Consider the following 25,496-nt stretch of genomic DNA (forward strand, 5'->3'; position numbering starts at 1 on the left):
AAGGGTGAGGGGAGGGTTGTGGCTCAAGGTCGTTCCGGATTGCCGTCGGCCTGCATGTCATCCAGGAGGCCGAGCAGGCCGCGCATGGGAATGCCGATCCAGGCAGGCCGGTTTGCAGCCTCGTATGCGATTTCATAGATCACTTTTTCCAGCAGGCACAGGTTCAGCATGGCCTGATCCCCGGCAGGCAATTCTTCAGCCAAGCCTAGAGCGGAATCAGGCGCTTGAGATGGCGTGGGCAGATGGGAATGTGCAAAGTAAGCCTGCATGAAGGCGCGTTTCGAGCATTCCTCATAATCGCGCAACAGCCCCTGGCGCCGCTCCGCATCCTCGCTGGCAGGCTTGTCCATGTCGCTCTTCTCCACATGGGCGGCCGCATAGGAGAAAGAGCGCAACAGGCCTGCCACGTCGCGGAACGGATGGTCTTTCTGACGCCGCTGCTCCAGGCTGCGGGCCGGCTCGCCCTCGAAGTCGATGATCATCACGTCGCCGGAAATCATCAGCACCTGGCCCAGATGGAAATCACTGTGGATGCGGATGCGGGGTTGACCAACCACGTGCTGCACCAACTCATCGATTGTCTGGAGCAACTGCTCGCGGCGCGAACATATCGCCGATGCATGCTGGGCATCCGTATCGCTGGACCATGGTCCGCGGTCAAGCAATGCCAGCACATCCTCCGCCTGCTCATGCAGCTTATCGCGCCAAGCCCCGACCTGCGGCGTGGAAAATACGCCGGGGCTGAAACTAGGGTTTTCAGTATCCTTGGCCAGCGCAATGTGCAGCTCAGCCAGGCGCTGCCCCAGCATGGCGGCGAAATTGGTCAGCTCCTTAAGCGGGCTGGCGTCGTCCACAGCCAGGGCCTGTTTCATGAGGTCGGCGGAGCGGTTGTCGTGCAACACGCGGTTCAGCCTGTCCAGCGTCCACTGCCATGCATTGCCCTGGTTATGTACGAACGCCTGCATGATCACCTGGGTATGCGGCATGCCATCGGCATCGGTGAAAGTGACATCGCCCAGCAGCGGCGGCGTATTGGCATAGCCGACCTTGGCCAAGTGGCGGGCCACTTCAAGCTCGGGGTTGATGCCGGGCTGCACGCGGCGCAGGAGCTTCATCACTGCCAGGTCGTTGATAATCAGCGAGCTGTTGGATTGTTCCTGGTCCGTACGCCTGATTTCAAGCTCGGTTTTAAAGTCGACCTGATGCAGCGATGCCGTGCTGTTGAAATGGATGCTGCCCTGCTCGCTGTCCAGCGTGCTGTCGTTTTTCAGGTGGTGAAGCACGGCCCTCACGAAGGCATCGAGCGCGAAAGCGTCGGTGAGGGTGCCCACACGCGGCCCTCGGCGCACATGGGCCAATGCCATCTTGCGCACCAGCGCAGGTGTTTCCTGTTCGTCGGACACTACGCCCATGGGAAGGAAGTAGCGCTCACTCCCTGTGGCGGTGGAAGCCTCGACCTGTCCCAGCAGGAAAGGAGGCTCCCCGGGCTCGAGCGCATCCAGCACACCCAGCAGCATAAGCTTGATCGCGGAAAGGGTATCCTTCTGCTTGCCTGCGTACCAGCGCTGGTAAGAGAGATAAGTCGGAAGAATGTCCTGTTCCATCGTCCTGCGCAATTGCGGCGCAAACAGGCCGGTCAGTTGCTGGTTCAGCACCAGGGTGAGGTACTCCGGCAGGCTGCCGTCCTGCTCGCCTGCACCGTTGAGCGGTTGCTTGTTCCTGGTCAGGCGGAACCAATAAAAATCGTAGGCGCCCAGGGTCAATACGTAAGGCTGCTGCCCGATGCGCGGGAACACCGAGCCTCCCATCATTTCCATCGGGTCGTAGCCGGAGAACTCGGCAAGATCGAGCTCCACCGCCTGCGCAGTGCTCGAGATATTCGCCACGCAGAGGATGATCTGCTCTTCATCGGCGCTCTCGCCGCCCGGGATATGGGTGCGCAGATAGCTCAATATCTTGCGGTTGTTGGGGTAAAGCAAACGCATGCTGCCGCGCCCGAACGCGTGGTACTGCTTGCGTATCGCCAGCAGGCGCCGCATCCAATTGAGCAGGGAGTGAGGATCGCTGCTTTGGGCCTCCACGTTGATGGCATGGTAGCCGTATTGCGTATCCATGATCGGGGGAAGGACCAGCCGGGCCGGGTCGGCATGGGAAAAGCCGCCGTTGCGGTCCGGGCTCCATTGCATCGGAGTGCGGACGCCGTCGCGGTCGCCCAGGTGGATGTTGTCGCCCATGCCGATTTCGTCGCCGTAGTAAATGACTGGGGTGCCCGGCATCGACAACAGCAGGCTATTGAGGAGTTCCAGGCGGCGCCTGTCGCGCTGCAGCAGCGGCGCAAGCCGGCGGCGGATGCCGACGTTGAGGCGGGCGCGGCTTTCGGTGGCGTAGAAGTTGAGCATGTAAGCCCGCTCCTTGTCGGTGACCATTTCCAGCGTCAATTCATCGTGGTTGCGCAGGAAGATCGCCCATTGGCAGGTGGGCGGGATTTCCGGCGTCTGCCGCAGGATGTCGCTGATCGGGAACCTGTCCTCCTGCGCCAACGCCAGGTACATGCGTGGCATCAGCGGAAAATGGAACGCCATGTGGCATTCGTTGCTGCCGTCGCCGAAATATTCCTGCACGTCCTCGGGCCACATGTTGGCTTCGGCCAGCAGCATGCGGTCCGGGTAGTTCTGGTCTATTTCGCTGCGGATGAACTTGAGGATTTCATGGGTTTCCGGCAGGTTCTCGTTGGAGGTGCCCTCGCGCTCGATCAGGTAGGGCACGGCATCCAGCCTGAGGCCGTCCACGCCAAGATCCAGCCAGAAGCGCATGATGTTGATGACGGCTTTGAGCACGCGCGGGTTGTCGAAGTTGAGGTCGGGCTGGTGCGAGAAGAAGCGGTGCCAGTAATAGGCGCCCGCCACCGGGTCCCAGGTCCAGTTCGATTTCTCCGTATCGGTGAAGATGATGCGCGTCTGGCTGTAGGCGGTATCCGTATCCGACCAGACATAGAAATTGCGTGCCGCGGAGCCAGGCTTGGCCTGCCGCGCACGCTGGAACCAGGGATGCTGGTCGGAAGTATGGTTGATGATGAGCTCGGTGATGACCCGCAGGTTGCGCTTGTGGGCCTCGACGATGAAGCGCTTGACGTCGAACAGCGTGCCGTAGTCGGGATGGACGCCCTTGTACTCGGCAATATCGTAGCCGTCGTCGCGGCGCGGCGACGGGTAGAACGGCAGCAGCCAGATGGTGTTGACGCCGAGCTCGACGATATAGTCGAGCTTGAGGATCAGGCCGGCGAAGTCGCCGATGCCGTCGTTGTTCGCATCGAAGAACGACTTGATGTGCACCTGGTAGATGACGGCATCCTTGTACCACAAAGGGTCGTCGTTGAAGCGCAGGTCTTTTTCCGCCTTGAGCTTTCTCTGCAGTTGCCGCTTGTTCATTGCACCGGCCCCTTCCTCTGGATTTGCCAGATGGCATAGGGCATTTCGTGAGGGTCCATGCGCAGCTGCTGCCATTTGCCATGCCAGTCGAAGCGGTAGCCGCGCGCCAGATCCTCCACCGCAACCGTGTCGTGGTCCTGCAGCCCGAGCAGGTGCAGCGGCAATTCCATGGTGCCTTCCTGCGCGTGGTGCGGGTCCAGGTTGACGGCAACGACGATCAGGCGCTCATGGGGCAGGGCGGAACCCGGCTCATGCTTGGAGTAGAAGATGACCTGATCGTTGTGGAAAGGATGGAAGGCCACACCCAGATGGGTCTGCAAGGCCGGATATTGGCTGCGCAGCCGGTTGAGCGTGGTGATGTCCTCGATGATGTTGCCCGGGCGCTGCCAATCCCAGGCGCGAATTTCGTATTTTTCCGAGTTGAGGAACTCCTCGCTGTTTGGCATGGCGTCAGCCTCGCACAGCTCGAAGCCGCTGGATATGCCCCATAGCCCGGACAATGTCGCCGCCAGCGCCGCCCTGGCGAGAAACCCCGGCCGGCCGGAATGCTGCAGGTAGCGGGGGTTGATATCGGGCGTATTGACGAAGAAATTCGGCCGGAAGAACTCGACCTGGGCCGGATCGTTCAATGTCAGCAGGTAGTCGGTCAGCTCCTGCTTGGTGTTGCGCCAGGTGAAATAGGTATAGGACTGCGTGAAGCCTATCTTCGCCAGGCGGTTCATCATCTTGGGATGGGTAAACGCCTCGGATAGGAAGATCACGTCAGGGTATTCGTCCTGCACCTCGCGGATGACCCATTCCCAGAACGGCAGCGGCTTGGTATGGGGGTTGTCCACCCTGAAGGCATGCACGCCTTCGCTTGCCCATAGTATCAGGACATCGCGCAAGGCCAGCCATAAATCCGGCACGGCCTGCGGCGCATAGAAATCGACATTGACGATGTCTTCGTATTTCTTCGGCGGATTCTCGGCATAGCGGATACTGCCGTCCGGACGCCAGTCGAACCATTCCGGGTGCTGGGTGAGCCAAGGATGGTCGGGCGCGCACTGAATCGCAAAGTCCAGGGCCAGGTCCATCCCCATCGCTGCGGCCTGCTCCCTCAGGCGGCGAAAATCCTCCCAGGAACCCAGCTCGGGGTGTATCGCGTCATGGCCGCCTTCCTCCGAGCCGATTGCATACGGGCTGCCGGGATCCCCGGGCTGGGCCTGCAAACTGTTGTTGCGGCCCTTGCGGTTGAGGCGGCCGATAGGATGGATAGGGGGAAAGTATAAGGTGTCGAACCCCATGGCGCGAATGGCTGGCAGGCGCTCGATCACGTCGTCGAAAGTGCCGTGGCGGGAGGCGTCTCCGCTTTGGGAGCGGGGGAACATTTCGTACCAGCTGGAAAATGCCGCCGTCTTTCGGTCGATGCGTAACGGGAATTCACGGCTGCGCACCACGAAGTCCCGAGTATGGATGTGCCGGCTTAACTCGGCGGAAAGCAGTATGCGCAGGAAGTCCTGCTGGCTTTCTGCATAAGCTGGCAGAAAAAGGTCAAGGTCGGAGGGCTCCAATGGTTCCAACTCGGATGCCAGGCGCTTTGCGTTCCCTGGCGCTTCCGTCGCCTTGACTGCCTTCGCCAGGAAGCCCTGTTGCGGCTCATGGCCTGGATAGGCCTGGAGCCGCGCCAGCAAGAGCTGGCCCTCCTGTATTTCAAGCGCGACATCTGTTCCAGCCCGGACTTTTTTCAACAAGCCGTCCCGGTAGGTGGCGAATTCGTCTTGCCATGCTTCCACCGCGAACTGGTAAAAGCCCGGAACAGGAGGCGTGAAGCTTGCGCTCCAACGGTGGTTGTCCACCAGCTTCATTGGCACTGCGTGCCAGGTGTCGATATCGTTTTTCCGCCATAGCAATTGCGCCCCCAGCTTGTCATGCGTATCCATGAAAATATCGGCTTCCACTTCCACAGGCTCGCCTACGCATCTCTTGACGGCAAACCTTCCTTCGTCGATGGAGGGGCTGACCTGTTCCACGACAACCCTGGGGGCGTCCAGCAAGGCCAAATACTCCAAATCCAGGCTGCCAACGCCCTGTTCGGCAGGAAGCTGTGTTTGTGCATCGGAACGCCGGGCTGCTCTCGCCATAGTCAATGATTTCCCGCATGGATCGGTTAAATGAGGGTGGTACAGGACATTGCCTCCGGCGTGAAAAACGCCAAGGCAGTCGATTCATCATAAGAATGGGAACGAGCTGCTACCGATCAGTGCGCTACTGATTTGTTTGTAGGAATTCTTTTCCGAATAAATATTTTTTACTTAATAATCATTACGTTGCATGATTTATGTGCATCTCTTGCTGTGTTGCAAGCAATCGAAATAAGCGGTTTCATAGGCAAAAGCCTAGCCAATTCATACAGCGGCTAGCATGGTCTCCACATTGACAGTAACGACAGTACTGGAGGATAGGAAATGAAACATGGTCCGATATGCCTTGCTGCCTTCCTGCTGGCGAGCGTCATGGTCGTCGGCGTACAGGCAGACCCCGCGCCTGTAGACAATACGGTGCCGCCTTGCGACCACAGTGACGCGACCAGCAAGCCGGATTGCAAAATGGATTCCGACAGCCTCAAGGTTCCGCCTCCGGTCCCGGGCGAGCGTGAAAGCGTGATCGTCCCGCCCGAAGTTCCTGCGGAGGGGCTGCCCAACGACCCGCGCACCCGCAATCCGGACATTGACGAGAAAAATATTAGGAACAGGCAATAGCAATGCCATCAATACCAATAACTATTTATCGGAGGGCGACCGATGCAAATTAACCCAGCGATGGACTCCTCGCCAGGCAACGCATTGTTCCGCCTGGGGCACAACTGCTGGAAGTATTCGCATGCCAGCTACCTGGCGCCTGTGGTCGACTGCGCCAATTACTATCGCGCCCTGCATGAGGCCATCTGCCGGGCGCAGCATTCCATTTTCATCCTCGGCTGGGACATAGACAGCCGCATCGACCTCATCCGTGGGGCCGAGGCGGAAGCGCAGGCTTGCCCGACTGCATTGTTCGAACTCCTACAGTGGAAGGCACGGCAGACGCCCGCAATCCAGATTTACCTCAACCGCTGGAATTACTCCGTTTTCCTTTCAGCGGAGAGGGAAAGCTTTTCCGAGGCGAAATGGAAGCTGAGCGGGGCGGACAACCTGCATTTCATCTTTGACGGGCAATTGCCGCTGGGGGCCAGCCACCACCAGAAAGTGGTCGTGATCGACGACGAGCTGGCGTTCTGCGGCGGCATGGACGTGGCGATCGCGCGCTGGGATAACCGCCATCACCATCCCCGCAATCCAGACCGATTGGATCCGGACGGCAGCATGAAAATGGGGCTCGAAAAACGCTTCGACCCTTACCACGATGTCCAGGTGCTGGTAGCTGGGCCGGTCGCTGCCGTGCTGGCCCGCCTGGTGCGCTACCGCTGGCATTTCGGGGGCGGCAAGAGGGCCGCAAAGGTGCGCCAGGCGCATCACAACGCTTTGCCGCCCAGTTGGCCGGCCAGCATCAAGCCTGTCATGGAGCGGGTAGGGGTGGGAGTCTCGTTGACCATGCCGCGTTTCCACCGGCAACCCCAAGTCCAGCAGATCGAGCGCCTGTACATTGACATGATCGCCAAGGCGGAGCGCTTTATTTATATGGAAAACCAGTTTTTTACCCGCCGTGCCGTCGCGAAGGCATTAAACCAAAGGCTGCGGGAAAACCCCAGGCTGAAGGTGCTGCTCGTAAGCTGTTACAACGCCCAGGGGGTGATGGAGCGTAAATCCATGTTCCATGCCAGAGTGATATTCCGCAAGATCGTCGAGTCGCACGGCGTGGCCGACCGTGTTGCCCTGGCTTATCCTCTCAGCCGCGAGCACGGCGAGGAAACGCCGGTACGCATCCATTCCAAGGTCATGGTCGTGGATGACCGCTACCTCCGCATAGGCTCGAGCAATATCAACAATCGTTCCATGACGCTGGACAGCGAGTGCGACCTCGTCATCGAGGCAAGGGACGAGGCGCACCGCAAGCAGGTCGCAGCCATGCGCAACGACCTCATCCGCGAGCATACCGGGCTTGAGCTGGAAGAGATCGAGCGCATTGCAAACCGGGTTGATGCGCCTGTGGAGGCGTTTCTTTCCGAGCTGGCGCACAGCCGCCAGCATCTGCGCAGGATAAACGACGACCGCTACCGTCACGAACGCTTCACCCGGCTGGCACGGCGTTTTGCCGACCCTTCACGCCCCATCTTGCCGGACCTGTTCACTTCGCGCCGGGCGTTTGGGAGGAGCAAGCGGCGCATTCCTTTCCGCCTGATCGCCGGCATTCTGCTGGTAGCGGCGGTTGCGTTGTCCTGGAAGGTCACTCCGCTCGCGGAATATGCCACGCCGGAAAAGATAGTCCCGCTGCTCGAGCAGGTGCAGAACACTGCATGGGCCTTTCCTGCCGGGCTGGCTGCCTATGTGCTGGGCACGCTGGTCTTCCTGCCCCACATGGTCATGACCGGGACGGTCGTGGTCGTCTTCGCCCCTCTGGAGGCATTCCTGATCGCCATGCTGGGCTCGCTCATCAGCGTGAGCGTCGGCTGGATGGCGGGGCTGGGCCTGGGAAAGAAGTCGCTGCAGGCCATGCTGGGCAGGCATGCGGAGAAGATTTCGCAATATGCCCGCGACGGCGGCGTCATGGGCCTGACCCTGTTGCGGCTGCTGCCGATCGCGCCGTTCACCGTGGTCAACCTGGCCCTGGGCATGATGAAGGTGCCTTTCGTCACGCTGCTGATCGCGACGGTGCTGGGCTTGTTGCCGGGCACACTGGTCTCGGTGTTCATCGGCCAATCCGCATTGGCATTATTCAAGAATCCCGATCCGCATAATGCCGTGCTGGTAGGCGCCGGCCTGTTGTTGTGGGTGCTGGTGATCGTCAGCACGCATTTTCTTTCCCGGCATTGGCAGCGTAGGCTGCATGCGAATTAGGGCGGCTGACAAACTCGGCGAAGCGGTCTTGGTTAAGCACTTTACCGCAACGCGTCAGCCCCTCTTAATACACTTTTCTTGTTTCGAAGCGATCATGCATGCAAAGAATAAGACTGCTCTGTTTCAACATCCATGGCGGACGCAGCCTGGATGGCAAGCGCGACCTGGCCCGGGTGCACGGCCTGATGCAACGGCTGGATATCGATATCGGCGTTTTCCAGGAAATGGAAACCCGCCCCTCGCGCGGAGGGTTGTCCGGCGACGTGCAGACGCTGGCCGGACCGGAACGTCCGCACCATTTGATCTGCCCCAGCATGCAAGAAGGGGCTGGCTGGTACGGCAACCTGATCGTCAGCCGCTATCCGATCATCCGCGGGTTGCTGCATAACCTGGAGACCCACCCCAGCCTGGAGCCGCGCCATGCGGCAGATGCCCTGGTGCAGCTTCCATGGGGAAGGCTGCGGGTGATCGGCACCCACCTGTCGCTTTCCATCTTCGAGCGCAGGTCTGAGGCGAAAAACCTGCTGCGACTGATGCAGGCCGTGGAAGAGCAGGAGCGCAGTCCCCTCCTGCTCATGGGGGACATCAACGAATGGCAGGTGCCGTCCTCGCTGCTACGCTATCTCAACCGACACCTCACGCCGTTGTCCTGCAGGCCCACATTTCCTTCACTATGCCCCATCTTCCGCCTGGATCGCGCCTGGCACGACGCGCCCGGTATCAAGGTCACCGCACACCGGCTGCCGGGAAAGGGGATCAGGAAATTGTCCGACCACTTGCCATTGGTCGTGGAGCTTGAGTATTGAAGGGCGTCTAGAAAAATATAGGGATGGGCCAAGAAAAGCTGTCCCGCCTTAATGACACGAACAAGGAGTTTGTATGGATTATCTGGATTGGTTGCAATGGCCCGCAATGGCAGTCACGATTGCGGCAGCCTGGCTGGTGGGGTCCACGTCCAAGTACCGGCGCAACTGGGGCTTCTGGGCGTTCATCCTGAGCAACCTGCTGTGGATTGCCTGGGGCTGGCATGCCCATGCATATGCCTTGATCGTTCTGCAATTTGGGCTGGCCGTTATGAATATCCGGGGCGTATGCAAGAACGCGCCTCCTAGCCAAGAGAAGGCCATGCCTTCACGCGACGCACAAGCACGTTAATGCGCGTTGGCTCGCTGACTTATTATTAACCAAGCCATTGCGCCTTGAACATGCGCGTCGCAGCAAGGCCCACTGGGTGGTGATGCAAGGCAGGAGACATCCACGACCCCAGGAACTGCATCAACGCTTCCTTGTCCTTGAGCGATGCCAGTTGCTGATTGAATAAGTGCTGTTCGTCAATCTCTGGCACAGGCGCTGGTTGTGCCAAGTGAATGATATTGGAGGATGGGCCACCGGCAGCCTGCTGCCGTTTGGCCTGCCGCTTTTGGACGCGCCAGGGCTCGCCCAGGCGTTCGCGCTTGGGGAGGCGCTCGAGGGCGTCACCTGCAATCCAGTCGTAAAGCACTTGTTTCTCGTAGGGGCTGAACACGCCGAACATCTGGCCCTGGCTGCCGTCAATCAACTTCCAGAACCTGGAATTTTTGGGATCCTGGTGCCTGTTGATCCAGCCTTGCTCCTGAAGCGCCTGCAGGAGGGAAGGCATCTGGCTGCCGTCGGATAGCCATTCCCTGAGGTTGCGACCGGCAATCCGGCAATGGTGGTGATGCATGAACTGGCCGATGGTGGCCTTCTGCCGGAATATCTCGATTAGCTCGTCCTCCAGCCTGAAGGATTCGATGATGTCGACCGAGCCAAGCCCGGCATTATTGAGCTTGGCACCATGGATCACCCGCTGCATGAAGTCCTGCTGATGCGCGAAATGCGGAAGCAGCTCGCGCAATGCATCGACCGACTTGACCGCATGTCCGGACAATGCATTGTCTATGGTGATATGCAAGGTGAAGTAATAAGGGTCGATATTGAGCTCGTTCAGTTCCGCGGCAGTGATCAGCAGGTGCAGCGGCAATTGTTCGTAAGCCAGGTTGAAGCCGATGACCTCCGGCAGGAACTGGTCTGCATGGACGGACAAGGCCAATTGGGTGGCGCCCTGTATAAAGTATTCGTCGTCCAGCGTCCTCCATTGTTCGCATCCGTATGCGTGAATCAGCTTGCGGTAGATAGCGACATGGTTGTCCTCCTCCTGGCCGTCGCCAAGTTCCTCTAGATAGATGTCAATCAAGGCGCTGAAGCCCGGGTCTTTCCAGCGCCGAACCAGGCCGTAAAGCCATGATCCATCCACCATCTTGGTGGGGGCGACCGACTTGATGAAATTCAGCGCATGCGCCTTGCTGCCGAAATAACGCCGGGGAGCGCCGTCCTGGCGGTCCTGCAGGTATTGCTGGTAACGCTGTCCCGTCTGCAGGCTACCTTGCACTATCCAGTTTTCCAACTGCTCGACATCGGACGGAAAAGGGTCAGGGTCGGCAGCGCAGGACTCAAGCTGCTGTCGCAGGAATTCGAGTGCGTTAGCATGGCAGCTCTCCGGCGCAGGACTATGCGTTCCGCCATGGCTTAACAAGCCGAAATATAATTCACGCGGCAATGTTCCTAGTTTCTCGGCGTCATGCAGCGAGGGGGAAGGGGCTGTGCTCAACATAGGAATGGGTTCATCCGGAAGCTTGAATAGCATCATTCTCTTTCCCTCGGCCGCGGCCGGTTATCGGTCAGAGGATTAATCTCCTGTCAGACTGAGACGACAGGCAAGCCTGGCTTATTTTGTTAAGCTGTCGGCTAGACAAATAGGCCCTGCCGCGCACAAGGACCCCGCCCATGACCACCGACTTCCAATCGAGCGAAAAACTCATGCTGCACAACGGCTTGAGTGAAGCAAATGCCGCCCTGGTTGCCATGCTTGCATGGTTGCGGCAGCAATCATATGCGTTCATTACCGTTTCTCCCGCCAGCCACGCGCTGGTCAACGGCCGTCCGGGAAACGAAACCGCCAAGGATATCCATGGCGTCCTCGGTTGGAGCAGGCCATTCGCTCCTGATGTGGTTGGCGAACCGCTGTTCGCCTTGCTGGAGCAGGCCCACGCCCTTGAGCACGTCGGCAGCCTGTGGCGCAGCCGGTTCCGCGTCTCCAGCCTGGCCGGGCAATTGTTCCTGCATTCGTCGTTCCCTACGGTCGAAGGCGACGCGATTTTTTTCGGGCCCGATACCTACCGTTTCGCCCAGGCCATCGAGCGGCATCTGGCGTTACTTCGGCCCCGGGTGCGGCGGGCGGTGGATATCGGCAGCGGCAGCGGGGCAGGGGCCATCCTGCTCGCCCAGCATCTGCCGCAAGCAGAAGTGCATGGGGTGGACATCAACGACAAGGCTCTGGCCCTGGCCGCTGTCAACGGCATTGCCGCGGGCTTGTCCAACCTGCATTGGCGGCATAGCGACCTGCTGCAGGCCCTGAATGGCGAGTTTGACCTCATCGTGTCCAACCCTCCGTTCCTGGTGGACGCCGCCGAACGCGCTTACCGCCATGGCGGCGGGCCGCTGGGAGCCGATTTGTCGCTGAAGATCGTCGATACGGCGCTCGGCAGGCTGGCACCGTACGGCACGCTGCTGCTTTATACCGGAGTGGCGGTAATGGATGGCCAGGACTTGTTCAAAAACGAAGTGGACGCCAGGCTGAAGGATAGCGGCTGGCATTACGAATACCAGGAAATGGACCCCGATATCTTTGGGGAAGAGCTGGACAGCCCGGTTTATTCCAATGCCGACCGGCTGGCAGCTGTCACCCTCATGGTGCAACGGCCGGGATAATGCCGCTGGAAACCTGGCAAAAACGCGGAGAGCGGCGGGTTGCAGCTACCAAGCCATGTACCCGGCGGCAAGCCGGGCAGGCGAGGTGGCTGTGACGTTATCGGCAAATCGCCTTTTTAACCGTTGACGATAGAGCCGCCATTAGGATGGATGATCTGCCCGGTCAGGTATGACCCGTCGTTGGAGGCGAACAGCACATACGCCGGCGCGACCTCGCTGGGCTGGCCGGGCCGCTGCAGCACGGTGTCATGCCCGAATTTTTCCACCTGTTCCGCACTGAAGCTTGCCGGGATCAGCGGCGTCCAGATCGGGCCTGGCGCCACGGCATTGACCGTAATGCCCCGTTCACCCAGCTCTATCGCGAGCGAGCGCGTGAACGCGACGATCGCCCCCTTGGTGGAAGCATAATCGACCAGGATAGGATGGCCCTTGTATGCAGTGACGGAAGCGGTATTGATGATCCTGCCGCCTTTGCCCAGCAGCGGCAAGACGGCCTTGGTCAGGTAGAACATGGAAAAGATGTTGGTCCGGAAAGTGTGCTCCAGCTGCTCGGCAGAAATCTGCTCGATACTGGGCTGAGGGTATTGCTGCCCCGCGTTGTTGACCAGGATGTCAAGCTGGCCCAGCTCTTCCACGGTCTTGGCCACCAGTTCCTCGCAGAACTGCGGATTACCCACATTGCCCTTGACGGCAATGGCCTTCCGGCCTTGCTCGCGGATCAACGACAAGGTTTTTTCCGCATCCTCGGTTTCATCGTCGCTCAAATAATTAATGGCAACATCGGCGCCCTCAATGGCGAAATGGATCGCGACGGCCCTGCCGATGCCGCTGTCGCCTCCGGTAATGAGGGCCGTCTTGCCTTCAAGCTTGCCGCTGCCGCGATAAGCTGGGTCGACATATTGCGGGCGCGGCTCCATATCCGCTTCCACGCCCGGCTGCCGGTCTTGGTGCTGGGCAGGTTGGTCAATATCGCGATGATCCTTGTCTGGGTTGTAATCTAGCGTCATTTTGTCCTCCGTCGGGGAATATAAAAAATGAAGAGGGAAGCGGCCGCTTCCCCGGAACGGTTACTTAACGGCCTCCGCTATGCGAAGCTTGGCCGCCCTTGCGGCCTGCTTCGCGTGCGGATTTGGAATCGAATTCGTGCGCCGTGCCTTTGGCATGGGCGGCCTTGCCGCCCTGGCTCGCAATTTCCCGCTGTTTTTGTTTATCCATGGAAGCAAAACCGCGGTTGGAACTATTTTGTTGAGTCATAATATTTCTCCTTGAAACATGTGGCGTTCCTTCCAAGACGAATTGTCAATGAAAGGTGGGTTCATGCTAGAGAAGTGCGGCAAGGGCGGTCATCGTCATGCGTCCTATTAAGCTGTGAGAATCTGAAACAGCCGAACACCCAGGCCATGCATCAGGAGCAGGCTCAGCAAGCAATGCTTGGAAGATTCATGGATGAGGTTGTCAGCGCTTTCCGTCAAGAGATTCAGGATTGTCCGCTCATGGAGTTTATCGACACAGGATAGAGTCGACATTGTTTCAACCCGGCAATGCCTCACTTACAAAGGAGATTAGCGATGGATCCCGTTTATCCTGCAGGTAGCGGCACGAAAGCAGCCGTAAGGCGACATCCCATACACCCGATGCTGGTTTCCCTCCCCATCGCGTTCCTGATGGGGGCATTGCTGAGCGATATTGCATTTGCGTTATTAGAAAATACGTTCTGGGCCGAAACGTCGTTTTGGCTGTTGGCGGCGGGTTTGGCTGGCGGGGTGCTTGCAGGCTTGTCCGGCCTGATCGAACTGCTGGGCGTGAAGCGTGCGCGACGGCTTCCCATGGCTTGGCTGCATGGCATCATTAACCTTATCGTGCTCGGATTGGCATCCGTCAACTTTTTCCTGCGCATGGATGATATGCTGGATGTCCTGCCGCTTGGCCTGGGGCTGTCGGTGGTAACCGGGGCCTTGCTCGGCGTCTCGGGGTGGCTGGGAGGCGAAATGACATTCCGCCATGGGATAGGCGTGTCGGAACAGGTGGGCGGCTTCGCGCATGATGAGAGCAAGCCTAGGCCGCACGTGCATCAAGGATAACGTCATACGGAGATCATCGATTTGGCTAACCGATACCTCATACTCTGCTGGTTGCTGCTGCTTCCATTCTCGGCGCTGGGTCATAGCAAGCTGCTTTCCTCCGACCCGGAAGAGGGCTCCGTCCTGTCAGAGCCTCCGACTATAGTCACCCTGCGCTTCAACAAACCTATAGAGTCCCGCTTCAACCGGGCCGAGTTGTGGCAAGGGAAGCAATGGATAGCACTGCCTTCCGAGGCCGCTCCAGAAAAGCTGGTCATCAAGCTGGGCAACGCCAAGCCCTTGGCCGAGTACCGCATCCGCTGGAGCGTAATGTCCCATGACGGCCATCGTCAGCAAGGAATACTGCGCTTTCTCGTCAAATAAGCATGCCATCCCTTAGAGCCTGTTCATCTTTTCATAGGGCACGCATGGCTCCAGGACGCGTCCGATCAAGGCGCAGTCCGCAGGTCATGCTCATTGCCTTGCCAAGGGCTGCAACACAGAGCGGGCGCGTGTTGGGGCCATGCCCTCCGGGTTGCCCCGGCAGCGCAGCCGCTGCCGCGTTGCAAATCCTCGCCGGGCAATCAGCACGGCTGCGGTTTGCGCCTTGCATCGACCACACCGCCGGGGCAACGGACCCTATGAAAAGATGAACAGGCTCTTCGACCATGCCCACCTGCTTGATGGAGCGCTTGCACGGGCCTGTGCCTATATGGCGCTGGCCATGCTCTCCGGCATGCAATTATGGGAGTGGCGCCTCCAGCGCCTGTTGGCCTGGCGGAAATATTTCAACTGGACCGCATTCGCGCTTGGCAGCGCGGCCTTGTTGCTGGCGCTGAACAGTGCGGCCTTGAGCGGTGAGGATGCTTTCAACGCGGCAGCGATGTCTGTCGCCAGTCCCGGCGAAATGCTCGAGCTGCTGCGGTTCAGCGCCTTCGGCCATGCATGGCTGGCGTACTGGCTTTGTTTGCTGGCTGCCGTTAGCTGCTGGAAAAGCTGGGTGGCCCGCACTGCCTGCCTGGCAATGCTGGGCGCGTTGGCACTGGCGTCGCATGCCGGCGAACTCGGCATGTGGAATTGGACATACTGGATAGACTTGGCGCATATGGGATGCGCCCTGCTTTGGCTGGGAGGGATGAGCCTCATGCTGGTGCTTAGGCTTGCTGACAATTCATGGATGTCGCTGCGTGAGTTCAGCTTTTTTTCCCGCGTGGCGTTGCCGGTGTTTTTGCTGGCGCTAGCCAGCGGGGCGGCAAGGGCATGGCTGCAATATGCGGAGGAGGGCGGTCTGGGCTGGACCTATGCCGCCATGCTGGGGCTCAAGCTGGCCGCGGTGGCGGCAATTGCGGCTTGCGCCTGGCAATTGAGGCGCTTGCTGCGGCAGCCCGGATTTAGCATGGCAGCTTACGATAACGGGCTGACTCTCGAATTCTTCTTTGCGCTCGTGCTGGTGCTGTTCACTTCGTTGCTGACGCAGCTTCCGCCGGATTGAGCTCAGTGGGTTGCAAGCTTACTTCCTCTCCGCCGTGACGGCCGAATATCTGCTCTATACGCGCCGCCTCTCCAGGCGGCTGCAGATATACCAGCAACAGCATGGCGTCGTCCCGCTCCAATGCGCGCTGCATGACGACATTGGTATCGCTGTCGCGCAGCCAGCCGTATAACGCCCCCAATGCCGCGCCGACGATAATGCCGATATCGGGCCCTAACAGTTGCACGAACGCCATCTTCTCCGTGACCTCATACCCTGCCAGCAGGATAATCGCCATGGTGAGCGCAGAGCTGATCAGCAGGCCAGCCAGCGCCCCTCTGCCAGTCCAGGCGAACCAGCTGTCGGTGTTCTTCTTGGCGCGCAGGGAGGAAAACTTCGCCGCCGCCTTTTCCGAGAGCGCGACATCGATGAGGTCGCGCGGGATGCCCAGCCGCAGGCATTCCGCCAGTACGTTGTCCACCTGGCCTTGTTGCTTGAAGAACCCGGATATGGTGAAAGATTCTTTGAGTGCGGCATGCGGCTTCATATTTACAAGGCCTCCAGTTCGTCCGCCGTCCATGGGGTCTGGCGGTCCTTGGTCTGCTCGCGCACCTTTTTCACAAGGGCTGCATCCACCTTGTCTGCCTTGTTGTCTCCGAGCTCGGAGCGGATATAGCTGGCGACCGCGGCCACTTCCTCGTCTCCCAGTTGCGAGGCCCATGGCGGCATGATGCCGTTATAGGTTTGCCCTGCCACCTCGATCTCGCCTTGCAGCCCGTGCAGGATGATGTTAACCAGCACTTCCGGGCTTTCAAGCACGTATTTTGCCCCTACCAGCGGCGGGAAGGCGCCCGGCACGCCTTGACCGTTGGCTTGGTGGCAGGTGGCGCAACGGCTGCCGAAGATAGAGGCGCCGGACACCGTGGCAGCCGAAGCGCTTTCCTGCGCCTGGCCCGGTTTGCCGCCTTCATGCAGGAAGCCGATATGCGCCGCGGTGTCCAGCCTGCCCATATGCCGCCCCAGGTAGAACGCGCCCACAACCATGGATAATACGACGAATAGGTAAAACCAGACGGGGCCCTTGATCGTATCCTCGAAAGGCTCGGCGGTTTCATGCATGGCGTCGTCGTGCAAAGCCAGGGTGGATACTTCGTTTTTCTCCGACTGGATAGGGTGGTCATGGTGACGGTTTTCATCAATCATGGCTGCGCCTCTTCTGGGTTGTCATTCTCTGGATTGTCATTGGCAGGCTTTAATGGGTCATTGGGAGCAGGATAGTCGTGCTTCAAGCTGAGCAGGTAAGCCACCAGGGCTTCCGCCTCTTCAGTCACCACGACCACGCCATCCGCCGGCGCATAAGGTTTGGGCACGTCCAGCACCTTGTCGCCGGGCTCGGCTTCGGCTTTATGCCGGAACAGGAACGGAAAGGCGGGCATGATGGACCATGGCACCAACGCGCGCGGCTGGTAAAGGTGCAGCAGTTGCCAGTTACGGTCGGGCAGGCGCGAGCCCACATTGAACAGGTCCGGCCCGGTTCGCATGGTGCCGAGCAGGTGGGGGTTGTCGTGAACGTAATCCTCGGGCACGGAAGGCCGCGTCCCCAGGCCCTTGCTGATATCGGCGGTAAAGCTGGGGTCGCGCACCTGCTGAGTGTGGCAATAGATGCAGCCGTTGCTGATATAGAGTTGGCGCCCGGCCAGTTGTTGCGCAGTCGGCTCCTTGAGTTCGGGCGGCGCCTGCATCGACGAGAGCATGCTCTTGGGCAGTATCACCAGGATGACTAGGGCGAATATCACCGTTGCCATCGCCCCCATGATCAATACGAGCAATCTGGTCATGGCGCCTTCTTTCTAACCAGCACGGGCTTGATCTCAAAGAAGGGAGGGTGCCGCCTGATGCTGCCATGGCGCGTAAAGGCCAGCAGGTAGGCATGATAGGCAAATACGATATGCCCGGCAGAAATGATCACAGCCGCCACACTGCGCATGAGTAACCACGGGCGTGCGCTTTCCACGGAAGCCTCGAAGCCCTGGCCCGGAGCCAGCAGGCTCAAGCCCTGCAATACGCCGCCTATGCCCAGCGCCACCACGTAGAGCACCATGCCGCCGCCGACAAGCAGGATATGCGCACGGATCAGCCGCGTGCTCGGCCACTCCTTCTTGAGCACGCGCGGCAGGATGTAATACATGCCGCCGAACAAGGACAAGGTCACGAACATATAAAGCCCCAGGTGCGAGTGGGCGATGGTCCAGTGCGTGAAATGGGTGATGCGGTTGACGCTGACCAGGGCGGTGAGAATGCCCTGCAAGGAGACTGCGGTGTAGGACATGGCCGCGATGACCGCCAGGGTCAGCGCCGGCGAATAGCGCATGGCGCCGAAGCGGCCGACCACGGTCATATGCTGGTTGATGCCGACCGCAACTACCGGCACCACCATCATGATGCTGGCGGTAATCGAGGTGGCGATCATCCATGAGGGCAGCGGCCCGCCGATCAGGTGATGCATGCCGTTGAGCGCATAGAACAATGCCAGCCCCCAGAACCCGATCAGGGAAAGCCAGTACGAATAGATCGGGCGGCCGATGATCTTGGGCAGCAGGTAGTAGATCAGCCCGAGGTTGACGGTGGTGAGCCATAAGCCGAGGGCGTTATGGGCGTAGAACCAGTTGACCGCAGCCGATTCCACGCCTTGAAAGATGGGCAGGTTGCCCGCAATGAAGATGATGAGGAACCATGGGTAGGATGCCGCGACATACCATACCGACACATACAGGTGATGCACGTTGCGCACTGAAAGCGTCTTCCAGATCGACGCGCCTACCAGGGCGGCGCCCACCACCAGGAGCGGGTCGGCCCAGATGCGGTCCAGCTCCAGCCATTCCAGGCCGTCGCTATAGCCCGCCAGCAGCAGGGCCACGCCCACGCCCAGCCCCACGGTCCAGATCAGGATGCCGGCGACGGCGGCCTTGGCCCAGCGCAGCTGCGTGCGGCACAGCCTGGGCATCAGCCACAGGGAAACCGAGAACATGGCGGTGGAAGCCCAGCCATAGACCATGACGTTGAGGTGCGCCGGGCGGATGCGGCCGAACGTCAGGTAGGCCTGCTCGGTAAGGAAGTCGGGACGGTCGAACTTGAAGCTGCTGATGTCGCCCATGACCGTGCCTGCGAGCAGCCAGATAATAGCGATAAAAAAACCGAGCAGGACCGGCTGCCTGCCGGAGTGGTCATAAGCGGAGACCTCTTCGGCGCTTATCCTGAGCTTGCTGTGATCCAGCGTGCTGTCTTGCTGGGTACGGGGTGAGGCGACTGCTTCAGTCATAGCCAGCGCTCCCATTCGCGTTGCGGATTGCGGAGCAGGCCGCCGTGCCGCTGCATGCGCTCTTCAGCCTGCTCGCGCGTTTCCCAGGGGCGGGAGTAGCGCAATTCTTCCACCTCGAAAATCGAATCCGCAGTGGCCCCGATATTGTCGAACTGCCCATGGGAGATGGCGAAAAGCAGGAATACCAACGGGGGAATCCCCACCACGAGGCTGAGCAGGATGATCGCAAACGAATTGGCAAGCATTCGAACTCCTGTAGAGAAAAAGGAAATAACCACAATGAATGTAGAGGTGAACCTGTGCCGTTGGCACTACTCAGTTTTCCTAAAGCCATGTCAGAAAAACCAACGCCCTGGTCAGGCAAGCATGGGCAAGATAGGAGGCAGACGCCGCTTGTCGCGAGAGCTCGGGCATTCCAAGCGCATGGATTGCTGCCTAAAGCGGCTTTGCCGTCATCAGGTAAAAGACGCACAACAAGGCGAGGAATGCCGGGATGCCGAGCAGCACCCAGTAGCGCAGGTACCGTTGGTACTGCGGGGGCAAGGGTTCGCGCGCATGGGCGGCGAGCACGGCCATCTTGTGCATGCGTATCTGCAGCCACACTACCGGCAGCCAACAGGCGCCGGCCAGCAGGTAAAGCGCGATGGACCATATGATCCAGCCCTGCATGATCGGATAACCGGCACGATGCATCAGGTAGAAGCCGGTGACAGGCTGGACGATGATGGCAGGCGTGGTGAATATCCAATCGGCAAGCACGACCAGGCGCGCCACGCCGGCAGTATTCCTTGCATCGCCTTTCAGGCTGGTGACCAGCATATAGAAGGCGGAACCGATGCCGGTGCCGAACAATATGGTGGATGAGACGATATGCAGCCACTTAACGACGAGGTAATCCATCCTGGCGCTCCAGTGTCATCAACATATAGATCAGTGCCGCCATGGGCAGGTTCTTGAGCAACGGCCCGAAGGGATGCAGCCAGAATGCGGGGATAAACCAGCTGAGTATCAGGGTGTAGCCCAGGATGACGGCAATCTGCAGCTGCCAGAGCAACCGCCGCTTGCGCAGCAACAAGGTGGCAATGCCGAAGCTGATGTCAAGCAAGGCCGCCCCGTACAAGGCCACGCTCGCCGTCGAGCCTTCCAGGCCGACCTCGGCAAGCAATGCGTAGCTTTCCTGAACCGGGTAGATCCCGAGCGACAGTAGCCCAGTGACTATCCATACCACGGCGATGCTGAACCTGAGCAAGGGCAGCAGCCAGCCGAGCAGCGCGAGCGAGCGCCATCCGTCGGCCTCCGCCGGTTTGATGAATGACTCGACCGGCATGGCGTCGCGGCCCAGAAAGAAGCGCATATCCTCAGTGTCCGCGATATTGCCGCGTTCCAGCATCGCCAGCGTCTCGGGCGTCAGCAGGCTGGAGGGAAGCCATTGCCCGGCCCACGCCGCCAGCTTCGCGACCATGCGGTGCAGAGTGAATGCCCTCAGCCTGCCAAGGCCCATCTGCTGTCGCAAGGCACCGCAATATTCGCGCAAGGTCAGCGCTTGCGGGCCCGCCGCGGCAATGGTGATGGTTCCCGCCGGATTGAGCGGCACCAGGGCTTGCACCAATTCCGTCAGGTCATGGATATGCACGGGCTGTAGAAGCTGGCATCCCCCTCCGGGCAGTGGCAGCACGGGCAGGCTGGCCAACATGGCGAACAGGCGCGCGCTCTCGCCGTCCTGGCCGAATACCAGCGAGGGTTGCAGGATGAAGGCCGGGATGTCCAATGCCCTGAGCGCATCGTCGGCGGACTTCTTGCTCAGGTGATAGGCGCTGGCTGCCTCTTCGTCGGTCCCCAGCGCAGATATCTGAATGACCAGCCCCACCCTGGACTGCTGGCAGGCCCTGAACAAGGCGGCAGGCGCTTGCTCATGCAGGGCGCTGAATGTCTGTCCGCCATGTTCGCGCAACAGGCCGACGGCGTTGATGACGACATCCACGCCGTCGAGTACCGGCAGCCAGTCTTGGATATCGAGACCCTGTGCGAAATCCGTTTCGATATACGCGATATCGGGGTGGCTGGCTGCAGGCAGCTTGCGCACCCCGGCAATGACGCTATGCCCTTGTTGCTTAAGCGCCGCTACGAAATGCCTGCCGAGAAAGCCGTTTGCTCCCAGTATCAACACGACCCTGGGCTTTGCGTCATCGGGCAAAGGCGGCGCTGCGGTTGAACTTGCGTGCTGCGTCATGGCTCTATGAAGGGAGCCGGAAACGCTGGCCGCGACTTTTTTCAACCAAATACGGAGGCGCATCATGCCAAAAGGTCTATGCAGGCGCGGGTTGAGCACGGGAACATATGCCAGCGTGAGTTCGGCATTGGCGCTGGCCATATGTGGAAAACTGGAAAACGGGGCATATGCGGCTCCTATCAATGCAATCAGTCATTGGGTGTGGGGAGATGACGCGGCCCGTCACGACGGAGCGGATGTGACGCACACCGTGCTGGGCTATACGATCCATCATGCCTCCGCCACCTTCTGGGCCCTTATCTACGAGCATGCGACCAGGTCGAGGCAGGAAGGCAACGCCTTGCAGCTCTACGCGGATGCAGCCGTCATTGCGGCCCTGGCATGCTACGTCGACTATCATCTGACGCCGCGCCGCCTGAGGCCAGGCTATGAAATGCGCCTCTCGCGCCTCTCGCTGCTTGCAGTATATGCAGCATTCGCTTTCGGCCTTGCCCGGCAGAAGCTGGCCAGGCACCGGTTACAGAAACGGGCGCCTGGCAAGCCAGCTCAATAAGTAATCTGCCGGCACACGATTTTGTCGATCATCCCGTTGGGCCGGCGGTTGGTTTCGATACCATAATCGCTTCCTATGCTTCCAAAGACCGCCATGACGATTTTCTGGAAACCTTCCAGGGCGTCGAACGAATCGTCGACGGGCTTGATCACGAAACCATGGCCTTCAGGCATGTTTTCTGCGAGATGCAGCGGGGAAGACACCTTGAACTCATCTACTCTTGCCATGATTTTTCTTTCTGTCATCTGATAAAGTCGCAAGCCATGCCATTGTTGACGCAGGCCTTGCTAATGCAGGCCCGGGGTCAATACGACCTTGCGGCAGTTTTCCTCAGCATCGTTGAAGATGCGGTAGCCCAGCGGCGCGTCCTCCAGCGACATGCGATGGGTAATGATGTCGGCCGGGTGCAGGTCGCCGTTTTCAATGAACTCCAACAGCTCGGGCAGAAAGCGGTGCACATGGGTCTGGCCCATCTTGAACGTCAACCCCTTGTCGAATGCATCCCCGAGCAGGAAGCCGTGGATGAACCCTGCATATACGCCAGGGATGCTGACCGTGCCGCCGCGCCTGGTGGCGGCAATGCATTGGCGAATCACTTTGCCGCTGCTGGTTTCCAGTTTCAATGTCGTCAGGGCGGTTTCCACCATGCTGCCCTTGGCCTCGAAGCCGACAGCATCGATCGAGGCATCCACGCCGCGATGCGCGGTATGCTCCAGGATGTACTCGGCAGGGTCTTCGACCTCGTCCAGGTTGATGCTGATTGTGTTGTATTGCGCCTGGGCGAAATCCAGCCGGTATTGCAGGTCGTCGATCATGAAAATCGTCTCCACGCCCAGCATGCGGGCACAGGCCGCTGCCATCAGGCCGACCGGGCCTGCGCCGAAAATAGCCAGGCTGTCGCCTTCACCCACTTCGGCATTGAGTACGGCCTGGTAGCCGGTAGGCAGGATATCGGTCAAGAACAGTACCTGCTCATCCGCCAGGCTGCCGTTGACCTTGAACGGACCCACATTGCCCTGAGGCACGCGTACCAGTTCCGCCTGGCCGCCGGGAATGCCTCCATATAGATGGCTGTAGCCGAACAAGGCGGCGGGCGGCGTGGCGGTTTTCTTGTTGAGGCTGGGGCCACGGCCGGGATTGGTGGTTTCGCAAGCAGCGAATTGCTGCTGGTCGCAAAAATAGCAGTGGCCGCAGGCGATCACGAACGGGATGATTACGCGGTCGCCTTTTTTCACCTGGGTAACGCCCTGGCCCGCGTCTTCAACGATGCCCATGAACTCATGCCCGAGGATATCGCCGTCATGCAGATCGGGGATCTTGCCGCGGTAAAGATGCAGGTCCGACCCGCAGATGGCAGTGGAGGTGACGCGGATAATGACATCATCGGAGGCCTGGAGGATGGGGTCTGGAACCGTTTCGATACGGACATCTTTACTACCGTGGTATGTCAACGCGCGCATGAGGTACTCCTTCTGTAGGTGGAAAGTGAAAACGGTAGCGCAGCTGCCTGCCGTAAATATTCAGTTGGCCCGGGCACTGAGCCCGACAGCAACCTGATGTGATGCTAGCCAAGCATGAGCCGCCGGTTCATCCGCGCTTTGCTGAAAGCGCTGTAAGAATTCCATTCCTTTGCCGATATCGCCGCTAGCGTAAGACAGGATCAGTAATATTTACCGACATGAGAATCCGATAATCGCGCCTGCCAAGGTCTAGCCCTGCATTGCATCATTCATGCCTAGCGGCATCTGGCCGCTTTTATATTTCTTCATCCAAGAGGAGTTCCATGACCGCCCCTCCGCTCGAAAGCACTTATGCGCTATGGAAAAAAGGATATGTCTTCATCGACAGCACTTGTCGCGCGCTGGGAGTCAAAGCTTTCAAAACCCGCCTGATGATGCATCCCACCATCTGCATGCAGGGCGAAGCGGCGGCCAGGCTGTTTTACGACAACGAAAAATTCGTACGCTCCGGGGCCATGCCTGCGCGTGCGCAGAAAACGCTTGTCGGTGTAGGCGGGGTGCAGGGAATGGACGACCATGCGCATCGCCACCGCAAGCAGATGTTCATCCGCGAACTCATGACGCATGCGCATATCGAGCAGCTCGTGCGCCTGCATCACAACCATTGGCGCGAAGCCATCCGTCAATGGAAGCCCGGCAGTAAAATCGTGTTGTTACGCGAGGCGCAAAGACTGCTGTGTAAGAGCGTATGCGCCTGGGCCGGCGTACCGCTGGCCAGCCAGGAACTGGGACGGCGCGCGCAGGAATTCGGCAATATGATAGACAGCGGCGCCCGGCTGGGCCTGCATCACTGGCGCGGCAGGATGGCGCGCAAGTCATGCGAGCGCTGGATCGGGCAACTGGTCGAGGATATCCGCCACTACGGCAAGCCGGAACAGCCGGACAGCGTATTGCAGGCGGTCGCCTGGCATCGTGACGAACAGGGACAACTGTTGCCGCTGCACGTGGCGGCCGTCGAACTGATCAATATATTGCGTCCTACCGTGGCAGTGGCGCAGCTTGCCGTATTCAGCGCGCTGGCGTTGCATTCATTTCCGGCTTGCAGGCAAAAGCTGCTGCAGGGCGACGAACGTTACCTGGACTGGTTCGTGCTCGAGGTCAGGCGCTTCTATCCCTTCTTTCCTTTCCTTGCCGCCATCGTGCGCCAAGATTTTCATTGGCAAGGCCTGGAATTCAGGCGCGGGCATCGCGTGCTGCTGGACATCTACGGCACGCACCGCGACCCGGCATTGTGGCAAGACCCGGAGCAATTCATGCCTGAGCGCTTCAAGGATTGGGACGGCAACAGTTTCGGCTTGATCGCCAATGGCGGCGCAACCTATGAATACCACCACCGTTGCCCTGGGGAATGGATCACGATCGCGCTCATGAAGACCATTGTTCAGATGCTGGTTCACGAACTGGAATACACCGTCCCTGATCAAGACCTGAGGCTGGACCTTGGCAGGATTCCGGCATTGCCGGAAAGCGGGTTCATTATCCAGCCTGTCCTTACCCCTAGCCATTTGGAGAAAAAATATGCAAGCCCATGAGCTGACGTCATTGCAGTGGAAAGCATTGAATAAAGTGTGGGAAGCCGAACAAGAAGGCAGGGCGGCAGAAATTGCCGATGGCCTGCGCGATTTCCTGATCAAGGCCGAACTGATCTTGCCGGACATGGAGCAGCATCACCGCATCACGGAAAAGGCTAGGTCCATGCTCGTCAAACCCTGACAGGTGGGGCTGCTCCTGCCTGCTCTGTATGAACTCATGCATCCATCCTGGCGTTGGTTTTTCATACAAGCGCCCATGAGGTTTTCTAGCGCTGTTTCAGCACCCGGACTACATTGCCTTCCGTCTTGCCCGTCTATGCTGGAACTTCATTCATACGAAAGGAGCAGACCAGTGAAATCCATATTATGCATTGCCGCCCTGAGCCTCGGTCTTGGCCTGTCCAGCGCCTATGCGGCGGAAGAAATCAATCCCCGCGCGCTGGACGATGCCAATACGCCTCGCAACCAGGATGAAAAAGCATCGAGAGATGGTAAGCAGAAGGCCATTGAAAACGCGACCGATCAACAGGCGGACCCCAATGTAAAACCCTCCCGCCATGACCAGCGTAACCATACTTCGACAGAGCAGCCGCGAAACAGACAGGAGGGCCGTTAGCCCGT

At 59.4% G+C, this 25,496-nt stretch carries 26 protein-coding genes; 12 read left to right on the forward strand and 14 right to left on the reverse strand.

Annotated elements, in window-relative coordinates; translation table 11 throughout:
- Positions 1-23: 23 nt before the first annotated feature.
- Both treS and ACKF11_RS07775 read right to left on the reverse strand, forming a co-directional pair.
- The gene (gene treS, locus ACKF11_RS07770; RefSeq protein WP_407996600.1) at positions 24-3,428 is read right to left on the reverse strand and encodes a maltose alpha-D-glucosyltransferase; all 3,405 of its coding nucleotides are present in this window, start codon (positions 3,426-3,428) and stop codon (positions 24-26) included.
- Positions 3,425-5,551 (reverse strand): alpha-1,4-glucan--maltose-1-phosphate maltosyltransferase, encoded by a 2,127-nt coding sequence (locus tag ACKF11_RS07775; RefSeq protein ID WP_407996601.1) that lies wholly within the window; start codon positions 5,549-5,551, stop codon positions 3,425-3,427. The genes treS and ACKF11_RS07775 overlap by 4 nt, the downstream gene beginning before the upstream one ends.
- 324 nt (positions 5,552-5,875) lie before the next feature.
- Between ACKF11_RS07775 and ACKF11_RS07780 the strand changes: the two genes are divergently transcribed.
- From ACKF11_RS07780 to ACKF11_RS07795, 4 genes are all read left to right on the forward strand, one after another.
- The gene (locus tag ACKF11_RS07780) at positions 5,876-6,169 is read left to right on the forward strand and encodes a hypothetical protein (RefSeq protein WP_407996602.1); all 294 of its coding nucleotides are present in this window, start codon (positions 5,876-5,878) and stop codon (positions 6,167-6,169) included.
- Between the two features lie 42 nt (positions 6,170-6,211).
- Positions 6,212-8,401 (forward strand): VTT domain-containing protein, encoded by a 2,190-nt coding sequence (locus ACKF11_RS07785; RefSeq protein WP_407996603.1) that lies wholly within the window; start codon positions 6,212-6,214, stop codon positions 8,399-8,401.
- Between the two features lie 98 nt (positions 8,402-8,499).
- A complete protein-coding gene (locus ACKF11_RS07790; RefSeq protein ID WP_407996604.1) occupies positions 8,500-9,207 on the forward strand; it encodes an endonuclease/exonuclease/phosphatase family protein in 708 nt (235 codons plus the stop codon).
- A gap of 73 nt (positions 9,208-9,280) precedes the next feature.
- Positions 9,281-9,556, forward strand: coding sequence for a hypothetical protein (locus ACKF11_RS07795; RefSeq protein ID WP_407996605.1), 276 nt, complete (start codon positions 9,281-9,283; stop codon positions 9,554-9,556).
- 25 nt (positions 9,557-9,581) lie between these two features.
- On the opposite strand, the gene ACKF11_RS07800 is transcribed toward ACKF11_RS07795, so the two are convergent.
- Positions 9,582-11,069, reverse strand: coding sequence for an iron-containing redox enzyme family protein (locus ACKF11_RS07800; protein ID WP_407996606.1), 1,488 nt, complete (start codon positions 11,067-11,069; stop codon positions 9,582-9,584).
- A 137-nt stretch (positions 11,070-11,206) separates the two neighbouring features.
- On the opposite strand from ACKF11_RS07800, the gene ACKF11_RS07805 reads away from it, so the two are divergent.
- Positions 11,207-12,190: a methyltransferase gene (locus ACKF11_RS07805; RefSeq protein WP_407996607.1), complete on the forward strand. Its 984-nt coding sequence runs from the start codon at positions 11,207-11,209 to the stop codon at positions 12,188-12,190.
- 116 nt (positions 12,191-12,306) lie between these two features.
- Here ACKF11_RS07805 and ACKF11_RS07810 read toward each other — a convergent pair whose 3' ends face one another.
- Entirely contained in the window at positions 12,307-13,197 is an 891-nt protein-coding gene (locus tag ACKF11_RS07810) for an SDR family oxidoreductase (RefSeq protein ID WP_407994835.1), read from the reverse strand.
- Positions 13,198-13,261: 64 nt separating this feature from the next.
- Complete coding sequence (locus ACKF11_RS07815; protein ID WP_309565258.1) at positions 13,262-13,444, reverse strand: KGG domain-containing protein; 183 nt, start codon at positions 13,442-13,444, stop codon at positions 13,262-13,264.
- A gap of 314 nt (positions 13,445-13,758) precedes the next feature.
- Here ACKF11_RS07815 and ACKF11_RS07820 point away from each other — a divergent pair, with 314 nt between their 5' ends.
- The 3 genes from ACKF11_RS07820 (at position 13,759) to ACKF11_RS07830 (ending at position 15,742) form a co-directional block, all read left to right on the forward strand.
- Positions 13,759-14,271 (forward strand): DUF2231 domain-containing protein, encoded by a 513-nt coding sequence (locus ACKF11_RS07820; RefSeq protein ID WP_407996608.1) that lies wholly within the window; start codon positions 13,759-13,761, stop codon positions 14,269-14,271.
- A 21-nt stretch (positions 14,272-14,292) separates the two neighbouring features.
- Complete coding sequence (locus ACKF11_RS07825; RefSeq protein WP_407996609.1) at positions 14,293-14,634, forward strand: copper resistance CopC family protein; 342 nt, start codon at positions 14,293-14,295, stop codon at positions 14,632-14,634.
- Positions 14,635-14,899: 265 nt separating this feature from the next.
- Positions 14,900-15,742 carry a CopD family protein gene (locus ACKF11_RS07830; protein WP_407996610.1) on the forward strand — a complete coding sequence of 281 codons (843 nt, stop codon included), beginning with the start codon at positions 14,900-14,902 and terminating at the stop codon, positions 15,740-15,742.
- Here ACKF11_RS07830 and ACKF11_RS07835 read toward each other — a convergent pair.
- The 7 genes from ACKF11_RS07835 to ACKF11_RS07865 all read right to left on the reverse strand — a co-directional run bounded on the left by ACKF11_RS07835 (position 15,708) and on the right by ACKF11_RS07865 (position 21,270).
- The gene (locus ACKF11_RS07835) at positions 15,708-16,268 is read right to left on the reverse strand and encodes a hypothetical protein (protein ID WP_407994839.1); all 561 of its coding nucleotides are present in this window, start codon (positions 16,266-16,268) and stop codon (positions 15,708-15,710) included. The genes ACKF11_RS07830 and ACKF11_RS07835 overlap by 35 nt on opposite strands.
- 2 nt (positions 16,269-16,270) lie before the next feature.
- Positions 16,271-16,924 carry a c-type cytochrome gene (locus tag ACKF11_RS07840; protein WP_407996611.1) on the reverse strand — a complete coding sequence of 218 codons (654 nt, stop codon included), beginning with the start codon at positions 16,922-16,924 and terminating at the stop codon, positions 16,271-16,273.
- Complete coding sequence (locus ACKF11_RS07845) at positions 16,921-17,559, reverse strand: cbb3-type cytochrome c oxidase subunit II (protein WP_407994841.1); 639 nt, start codon at positions 17,557-17,559, stop codon at positions 16,921-16,923. The genes ACKF11_RS07840 and ACKF11_RS07845 overlap by 4 nt, the downstream gene beginning before the upstream one ends.
- A complete protein-coding gene (locus ACKF11_RS07850) occupies positions 17,556-19,040 on the reverse strand; it encodes a cbb3-type cytochrome c oxidase subunit I (RefSeq protein WP_407994842.1) in 1,485 nt (494 codons plus the stop codon). The genes ACKF11_RS07845 and ACKF11_RS07850 overlap by 4 nt, the downstream gene beginning before the upstream one ends.
- Positions 19,037-19,285, reverse strand: a complete 249-nt coding sequence (locus tag ACKF11_RS07855) for a hypothetical protein (RefSeq protein ID WP_407994843.1) — start codon at positions 19,283-19,285, stop codon at positions 19,037-19,039. Before ACKF11_RS07855 ends, ACKF11_RS07850 begins: the two co-directional genes overlap by 4 nt.
- A gap of 190 nt (positions 19,286-19,475) precedes the next feature.
- Positions 19,476-19,940, reverse strand: a complete 465-nt coding sequence (locus tag ACKF11_RS07860; protein WP_309565267.1) for a DUF2269 family protein — start codon at positions 19,938-19,940, stop codon at positions 19,476-19,478.
- A complete protein-coding gene (locus ACKF11_RS07865; RefSeq protein WP_407996612.1) occupies positions 19,921-21,270 on the reverse strand; it encodes an SDR family oxidoreductase in 1,350 nt (449 codons plus the stop codon). The genes ACKF11_RS07860 and ACKF11_RS07865 overlap by 20 nt, the downstream gene beginning before the upstream one ends.
- A 64-nt stretch (positions 21,271-21,334) precedes the next feature.
- Here ACKF11_RS07865 and ACKF11_RS07870 point away from each other — a divergent pair, with 64 nt between their 5' ends.
- Positions 21,335-21,823 carry a hypothetical protein gene (locus ACKF11_RS07870; protein WP_407996613.1) on the forward strand — a complete coding sequence of 163 codons (489 nt, stop codon included), beginning with the start codon at positions 21,335-21,337 and terminating at the stop codon, positions 21,821-21,823.
- On the opposite strand, the gene ACKF11_RS07875 is transcribed toward ACKF11_RS07870, so the two are convergent.
- On the reverse strand, positions 21,817-22,050 hold the full coding sequence (locus ACKF11_RS07875) for a hypothetical protein (protein ID WP_309565270.1): 234 nt from the start codon (positions 22,048-22,050) through the stop codon (positions 21,817-21,819). The genes ACKF11_RS07870 and ACKF11_RS07875 overlap by 7 nt on opposite strands.
- Positions 22,051-22,110: 60 nt before the next feature.
- Positions 22,111-23,283, reverse strand: a complete 1,173-nt coding sequence (locus ACKF11_RS07880) for a zinc-dependent alcohol dehydrogenase (RefSeq protein WP_309565271.1) — start codon at positions 23,281-23,283, stop codon at positions 22,111-22,113.
- 323 nt (positions 23,284-23,606) lie between these two features.
- Here ACKF11_RS07880 and ACKF11_RS07885 point away from each other — a divergent pair, with 323 nt between their 5' ends.
- The 3 genes from ACKF11_RS07885 (at position 23,607) to ACKF11_RS07895 (ending at position 25,491) form a co-directional block, all read left to right on the forward strand.
- Complete coding sequence (locus ACKF11_RS07885; protein ID WP_407996614.1) at positions 23,607-24,875, forward strand: cytochrome P450; 1,269 nt, start codon at positions 23,607-23,609, stop codon at positions 24,873-24,875.
- Positions 24,862-25,056, forward strand: coding sequence for a hypothetical protein (locus ACKF11_RS07890; RefSeq protein WP_309565273.1), 195 nt, complete (start codon positions 24,862-24,864; stop codon positions 25,054-25,056). Before ACKF11_RS07885 ends, ACKF11_RS07890 begins: the two co-directional genes overlap by 14 nt.
- 171 nt (positions 25,057-25,227) lie before the next feature.
- On the forward strand, positions 25,228-25,491 hold the full coding sequence (locus ACKF11_RS07895) for a hypothetical protein (RefSeq protein WP_407996615.1): 264 nt from the start codon (positions 25,228-25,230) through the stop codon (positions 25,489-25,491).
- Positions 25,492-25,496 lie beyond the last annotated feature (5 nt).

The organism is Methylobacillus draconifructus (genome assembly GCF_045984385.1).
GTDB lineage: Bacteria > Pseudomonadota > Gammaproteobacteria > Burkholderiales > Methylophilaceae > Methylobacillus > Methylobacillus flagellatus_A.